Source organism: Streptomyces aureus (genome assembly GCF_001418135.1).
In the GTDB taxonomy this organism is placed as follows: Bacteria; Actinomycetota; Actinomycetes; order Streptomycetales; family Streptomycetaceae; genus Streptomyces; species Streptomyces aureus_A.
The window spans coordinates 1-5,874 of record NZ_LIPQ01000400.1; the positions used below are offsets into that span (position 1 = coordinate 1).

Below are 5,874 nucleotides of genomic sequence, written 5' to 3' on the forward strand. Positions count from 1 at the left end.
TATGGCTACACCCCGGCCTTCGAAGGCCGGGGTGTAGCCATACGCTCGGGGCTTCTCCCCACATTGCAAGCGCTCCCACCTGATGGGTGCCCTGGAGGTGGGCGCGCGGCGACGTAGCGGGCCGGAGCTCGGAGTCGGCCGGCAGGCCGGGCGTGAGGCGGCCCGTCAGGCGCTGGCGCGGATGACCAGACGCGTGGGGAGGATCAGCGGGGTGGGGGCCTGTCCGCTGATGAGCGCGACGAGCATGCGCGCCATCTCGCGACCGAGACCCTCTATGGGCTGGTGCACCGTAGTCAGCGGCGGGTCGGCGATCCTGGCCACGGCAAGGTCGTCGAAGCCGATCACGGCGACGTCGGCGGGGACGCGGCGGCCGGCATCACGCAGCGTGCGCAACGCCCCCGCCCCCATGTTGTCGCCGGCGGCGAACACTCCGTCCAGCTCCGGGTACCGCGCCGACAGCGCCGCCATGGCGGCCGCGCCGCTCGACTCGGTGAAGTCACCGACTTCCGGCGGAAGCGGTTCGAGGCCGGCCGCCAGCATGGCGTCCCGGTAGCCGCGGTGACGGGCGCGCCCCACCTCGGTGTCCAGCCGCCCGCAGATCGTCGCGATCCTGGTCCGGCCGAGTGAGATCAGGTACTCGGTCGCCGCGCGCGCTCCTCCGAGGTTGTCCACGTCCACATACCACCGCGGGTCGAAACCGACCGGGCGCCCGCCGAACACCACGGGAATCTCCGCCTCTTCCGCCATGCGGGCCAACGGATCGTCCTCGCGCAGCGCCATCAGCATCACCCCGTCGGCCCCCTTGGAACGGAGAAGCCGCCCCACGCGCCGGCGCCCCCGGTCGGAGGCCGCCAGACACAGCATCAGGTGCAGTTCGGCCTCCTCCAGCGCGGCCGAGGCGCCCACGATCACCTGAGCGAAGAACGGGTCCGCGAAGATCGATGGATCCTCTCCCGAGACGACCAGAGCGGCCGCACCGACCTGACGGGTCGCCAGCGCCCGGGCGGTCGGGTTCGGTACGTATCCGAGTCGATGGACGGCCCGTTCGACGGCTTCACGTTTGGCAGGGCTGACGTGCGGGGCGTTGTTGAGCACACGCGAGGCCACCGACCTGGAGACCCCGGCCAGCTCGGCCACCTCGTCGAGCGTCGACGGCCGGTGTGGAACACCTTGGGCCATGTCCTGCCTTCCTGATCCCTGCCTGAACGCCTGGAAGACTGGAAGCGCTTCCAGATTCAGGACTGTAAACCCTGGCCCTCGCCCTGTGAAGTGCTGTTTGAATGTCGGTACTTGACAGTGTCCATCAGAGCGCCACACGATACGGCCACACCTCGGCCTCGCAGAGCGTCGACTGGGATCGCTTCCAATGGGAGCGCTTCCACGGGTTCCCGCGTGTCCGACAGGTGCTGGTGTCCCCTCCGATGTGCCGCCGCACGGGGGCCTCGTACCGCCGCACTTCGTCAGTGCGTCGCACCGCTCGGGACGAGAGCGCGCGACGCGTCCGCCGTCAGGAAACCGAGGTACAGCCATGCGCCGCAGAATCCGCGCTCTCGTCGCAGCCCTCTCCGCGCTGCCGTTGGTGCTCGCCGTCGCCCCGTCCGCCCACGCGGCGGACCCCACCACCCTGACCAGCGGGTTCTACGTGGACCCGGACTCCAGCGCGAAGAAGTGGGTCACCGCCAACCCCGGCGACGGCCGAGCCCCCGCGATCAACGCCTCCCTCGCCAACACGCCCATGGCCCGCTGGTTCGGCTCCTGGAGCGGCACGATCGGCACCGCGGCGGGCGCGTACGTCGGCGCGGCCGACCACCACGACAAGCTGCCCATCCTGGTCGCGTACAACATCTACCTCCGCGACTCGTGCGGCGGGCACTCCGGAGGCGGAGCCTCGTCGGCCTCCGCCTACGCGACCTGGATCGCGCAGTTCGCCGGCGGGATCGCCGACCGCCCGGCCGTCGTCGTCCTCGAACCCGACTCCCTCGCGGACTACGGCTGCCTGAACCAGAGCCAGATCCACGAACGCCAGGGCATGATCAGCGGTGCCCTCGCCGAGTTCAACCGCCAGGCCCCCAACACCTGGGTCTACCTCGACGCCGGCAACCCCGGCTGGGTGAGCGCGGCGACGATGGCCCAGCGCCTCCACGAGGCCGGACTCCGACAGGCGCACGGCTTCTCCCTCAACATCTCGAACTACTACACCACCGCCCAGAACACCGCCTACGGCAACGCCGTCAACAGCGAACTGGCCGCCCGCTACGGCTACACCAAGCGGTTCGTCGTCGACACCAGCCGCAACGGCAACGGCTCCAACGGCGAGTGGTGCAACGCGGCCGGCCGCCGCATCGGCACGCCCACGCGACTGGGCGGCGGCGCCGAGATGCTGCTGTGGATCAAGGCCCCGGGCGAGTCCGACGGCAACTGCGGCGTCGGGATCGGTTCCACGGCCGGCCAGTTCCTCCCGGAGGTCGCCTACAAGATGATCCACGGCTACTGACATCCCGCTCCTGTGGCCCGGTGTCCGCCGCCCCGCGGCCGGGCCACAGGTACCACGGCCAGGAGCCCCCATGAAGCCACGCACCCTACGGCGCCGTGCGACCGCCGCCCTCGCGGCACTCGCGGCCTGCGCCGCCCTGACCGCGACGCAGGGGCAGGCACAGGCCGCACCCGCCGCGGACGCGCTGACCCCGGCCACGAGGTTCTATGTGGACCCGCAGAGCAAGGCCGCCAAGCAGGCGCTCGCCGACCTCGGCACCGGCGACCTCACGAGCGCCGTGAACATGGCCAGGCTCACGAGCCGGCCGCAGGCCGAATGGTTCACCGAGGGCACACCCGACGAGGTCCGGGCCAGGTCAGAACCCTGGTCCGCAAGGCCCGGGCGGTGAACCGGACCCCCGTCCTGGTCGCCTACAACGACCCGGGCCGGGACTGCACCCAGTACTCCAGCGGCGGCGCCGCGTCCTCCGCCGCCTACCGGAGTGGAACGGGCCCGATCTCAGGCTGACGAGGATGCACCGGTTGGCCAGGGCGCTTCTTGTCGATCTGACCGCTGAGCAAAACCAGGTGCGGCCGGTCGCCGCGATGGTGTGGGATGCGGGACATGACGATCGTTCTGAACGAGCCTGGCGTCGATGGGCTGACCGGGGTCGTGGATGCCCTCCGCGTATGGCAGGACGACCGCACGCCGCTGCAACTCCATCCGGGAGACCTCGGCTGGGCCTGGGCGTTGGGCGCGGAGCGGCTGGCCGCGGCCGTCCGCACCTGGAGCGTGGACGGACGGATCATTGCCGTCGGATACCTGGACGAACCTGATGTGCTGCGCCTGACGACCGCGCCGGATCTGCGACAGGACGGTGATCTGGCGCGCCAGCTGCTGGCCGACCTCGATGATCCGGAGCGCGGGGTCCTGCCGCCCGGGAAGGTCTGCCTCGAAATCCCCGACGGCGCCCTGCTCCGCGAGGTCCTCCTGGAGGCGGGCTGGAGTCCGGACGAGCCGTGGACCCCGCTGCGCCATGACCTCGCCCAGCCGGTGCGGGACTCCGGCCTGCGGATCGAGGTAGCCGGTCCGGAGACCGCGGGGGTGCGGACCGCAGTGCATCGCTCGGCGTTCGGCAGCACGGCGTTCACCGAGGAGATCTGGCACGTCCTCGCGGCCGGACCGGTCTACGCCGACGCCCGCTGCCTGATCGGCTACGACGACCAGGACAACGCGGTGGCCGCGGCGACGGTCTGGTCGGCCGGGCCCGGCAAGCCCGGCCTGCTGGAGCCGTTGGGCGTGCACGCCGACCATCGCGGTCGCGGCTACGGGACGGCGATCAGCGTCGCCGCTGCGGCGGCGCTGCGTGAACTGGGCGCATCAAGCGCACTCGTCAGCACCCCGACCTCGAACGCTGCCGCCGTCGCCGCCTACAGGGCAGCCGGCTACGAGCCGTCGTCCGAACGGCTGGACGTCAGCCGAGCCGCCTGAAAATGATCAGACGGCGGTATCGGACAGGCCGCGTCGCTGACCCTGGCTCCCATGGGGTGAACTGCCTCCCGGAACTGCTGGTCAGTCAGGGTGCCAGAGTGTTCCGCCGATCTGGCTCGGCGGCAACGGCTCCGCGATGAAGCGGGTGATCGAGCGGCTCTACGCCTGTTCGAGCCGCATCGCCAGCGCCGGGCGGTACGCGTACTACGGCCGGGCCGGCGGCCGTCCGATCACCGGCGCTGCACGCCGGACTTCCCGAACCCCGAGCACCGCTGACGCCCGGGGAGCGTCGCGGCGAGTCTCGCAGTCCCCCGTTCTGACCGCATCGCAGGCCCCGGCACCCACCCCCGTTTTGGATTGTCGGAGGATCATCAATACGATCCGGCGATGATCACGAGAAAACGGCTGGCGACCGGGGCCTGCGCGCTGCTCGCCGCCCTGAGCGTCGCGCTCCTGCCCACGGGCGCGACCGCTGACGCGCCGGTGGCGAAGGAATCCCCCAAGGTCGAGCTGGTCCTCGACGTGAGCGGCTCCATGCGGGCCAAGGACATCGACGGCAAGTCCCGCATGGCCGCGGCCAAGCAGGCCTTCAACGAGGTCCTCGACGCGGTGCCCTCGGAGGTCCGGCTCGGCATCCGCACCCTGGGCGCCGACTACCCCGGGCCGGACCGCAAGCGGGGCTGCAAGGACACCCGGCAGCTCTACCCGGTGGGCCCGCTCGACCGGACCGAGGCCAAGACCGCCGTGGCCACCCTGGCCCCGACCGGCTGGACCCCGATCGGTCCGGCGCTGCTCGGAGCGGCCGAGGACCTGGAGGGCGGTGAGGCCACCCGGCGGATCGTGCTCATCACGGACGGCGAGGACACCTGCGCCCCGCTCGACCCGTGCCAGGTGGCGCGCGAGATCGCGGCCAAGGGCATCCATCTCGTCATCGACACCCTGGGCCTGGTGCCGGACGCCAAGACCCGGCAGCAGCTCACCTGCATCGCGGAGGCCACCGGAGGCACGTACACCTCCGTCCACCGCACCGAGGACCTCTCCCGCCGGGTCCGGCAGCTGGTCGACCGTGCCGCCGACCCGGTCGTCACGCCCGTGGCCACCGTCGGCACGCAGCGCTGCGCCGACGCGCCTCAGCTCAAGCCCGGCCTGTACACCGACCGCGAGGCCTTCGGCCAGCACCGCTGGTACCGGGTGGACCTACTGCCCGGTCAGGAACTCCGCGCCTCCGTCAGCGTGTCGGCCGACCGCGCCGTCAACAACGACTACGGCGTGCTGCTGCGCGCCGTCACCCGCCACGGCCGGGAGATCGTCCGCGGCTCCGAGGCCGGCGACGGACGCACCGACGTCATCTCGACGGGCCTGCGCTACCCGAAGCCGGAGCTCGACGACGAGCCCGAGGACGGCAAGCCGGCCGCGGAGACGGTCTGTCTCCAGATCAGCAACTCGTTCTCCGCTCCCCCGTCGGTCAAGACGACGCCGGGCATGCCCATCGAGCTGACGGTGGACGTCGTCGACGGCCCGTCGACCGCCTCGGACGTGGCCTCGTTCGGTCTCGGCCGCGGCTGGTGGCTGCTCGGCACGCTCGTGCTCGTCGGGTTCGTGGCCGGTCTGCTCTGGGGCTGGTTGTCCCGCTGGCGCGTCGCTGTCTGGAGGACCCACTGATGCGTACCGTACGCACGCTCGCCACGGCCGCCCTCGCGGGCGCCGCTCTCCTCGGACTCGCGGCCCCGGCCGCCCTGGCCGACTCCCCCTCGCCCTCGACGGACTCGGGCAAGGACGGTTCCACCGCGGGGCCGACGGAAGCCGGCACCACGTTCCGTACGGCCGCCAGGTTCCTTCCCGGGCAGGAGGCCACCGCGCAGGCCGCCACGGGTGACTACCTGTACTGGGTGTTCCCGGCGGACGCCGGG

General features: G+C 71.7%; 6 protein-coding genes and 2 pseudogenes. 7 read left to right on the top strand and 1 reads right to left on the bottom strand.

Going from position 1 to position 5,874, the window contains the following annotated elements; translation table 11 throughout:
- Window positions 1–165: 165 nt before the first annotated feature.
- Window positions 166–1,179 (bottom strand): LacI family DNA-binding transcriptional regulator, encoded by a 1,014-nt coding sequence (locus AOK00_RS28775; RefSeq protein WP_055603167.1) that lies wholly within the window; start codon window positions 1,177–1,179, stop codon window positions 166–168.
- 349 nt (window positions 1,180–1,528) lie between these two features.
- Between AOK00_RS28775 and AOK00_RS28780 the strand changes: the two genes are divergently transcribed.
- The 7 genes and pseudogenes from AOK00_RS28780 to AOK00_RS28800 form a co-directional block, all read left to right on the top strand.
- Complete coding sequence (locus AOK00_RS28780) at window positions 1,529–2,494, top strand: glycoside hydrolase family 6 protein (RefSeq protein ID WP_055603168.1); 966 nt, start codon at window positions 1,529–1,531, stop codon at window positions 2,492–2,494.
- A 70-nt stretch (window positions 2,495–2,564) separates the two neighbouring features.
- Window positions 2,565–2,882: a hypothetical protein gene (locus tag AOK00_RS28785; protein WP_055603169.1), complete on the top strand. Its 318-nt coding sequence runs from the start codon at window positions 2,565–2,567 to the stop codon at window positions 2,880–2,882.
- Window positions 2,879–3,001, top strand: coding sequence for a glycoside hydrolase family 6 protein (locus tag AOK00_RS40750; RefSeq protein ID WP_254047540.1), 123 nt, complete (start codon window positions 2,879–2,881; stop codon window positions 2,999–3,001). The genes AOK00_RS28785 and AOK00_RS40750 overlap by 4 nt, the downstream gene beginning before the upstream one ends.
- 96 nt (window positions 3,002–3,097) lie before the next feature.
- Window positions 3,098–3,964 (top strand): GNAT family N-acetyltransferase, encoded by an 867-nt coding sequence (locus tag AOK00_RS28790; protein WP_055603171.1) that lies wholly within the window; start codon window positions 3,098–3,100, stop codon window positions 3,962–3,964.
- Between the two features lie 106 nt (window positions 3,965–4,070).
- Window positions 4,071–4,202 (top strand): annotated as a pseudogene (locus AOK00_RS40755) (flavodoxin family protein); the annotation flags it as partial.
- A 149-nt stretch (window positions 4,203–4,351) separates the two neighbouring features.
- A complete protein-coding gene (locus AOK00_RS28795) occupies window positions 4,352–5,626 on the top strand; it encodes a VWA domain-containing protein (RefSeq protein WP_055603170.1) in 1,275 nt (424 codons plus the stop codon).
- Window positions 5,626–5,874, top strand: a pseudogene (locus tag AOK00_RS28800) (hypothetical protein); the annotation flags it as partial. The gene AOK00_RS28795 and the pseudogene AOK00_RS28800, both read left to right, overlap by 1 nt.

Excerpts from the sequence above, each read along its gene's own strand:
- AOK00_RS28790 (WP_055603171.1), top strand. The coding sequence starts at position 3,098 with ATGACGATCGTTCTGAACGAGCCTGGCGTCGATGGGCTGACCGGGGTC.
- AOK00_RS28795 (WP_055603170.1), top strand. The coding sequence starts at position 4,352 with ATGATCACGAGAAAACGGCTGGCGACCGGGGCCTGCGCGCTGCTCGCC.
- AOK00_RS28785 (WP_055603169.1), top strand. The coding sequence starts at position 2,565 with ATGAAGCCACGCACCCTACGGCGCCGTGCGACCGCCGCCCTCGCGGCA.
- AOK00_RS28780 (WP_055603168.1), top strand. The coding sequence starts at position 1,529 with ATGCGCCGCAGAATCCGCGCTCTCGTCGCAGCCCTCTCCGCGCTGCCG.
- AOK00_RS28775 (WP_055603167.1), bottom strand. The coding sequence starts at position 1,179 with ATGGCCCAAGGTGTTCCACACCGGCCGTCGACGCTCGACGAGGTGGCC.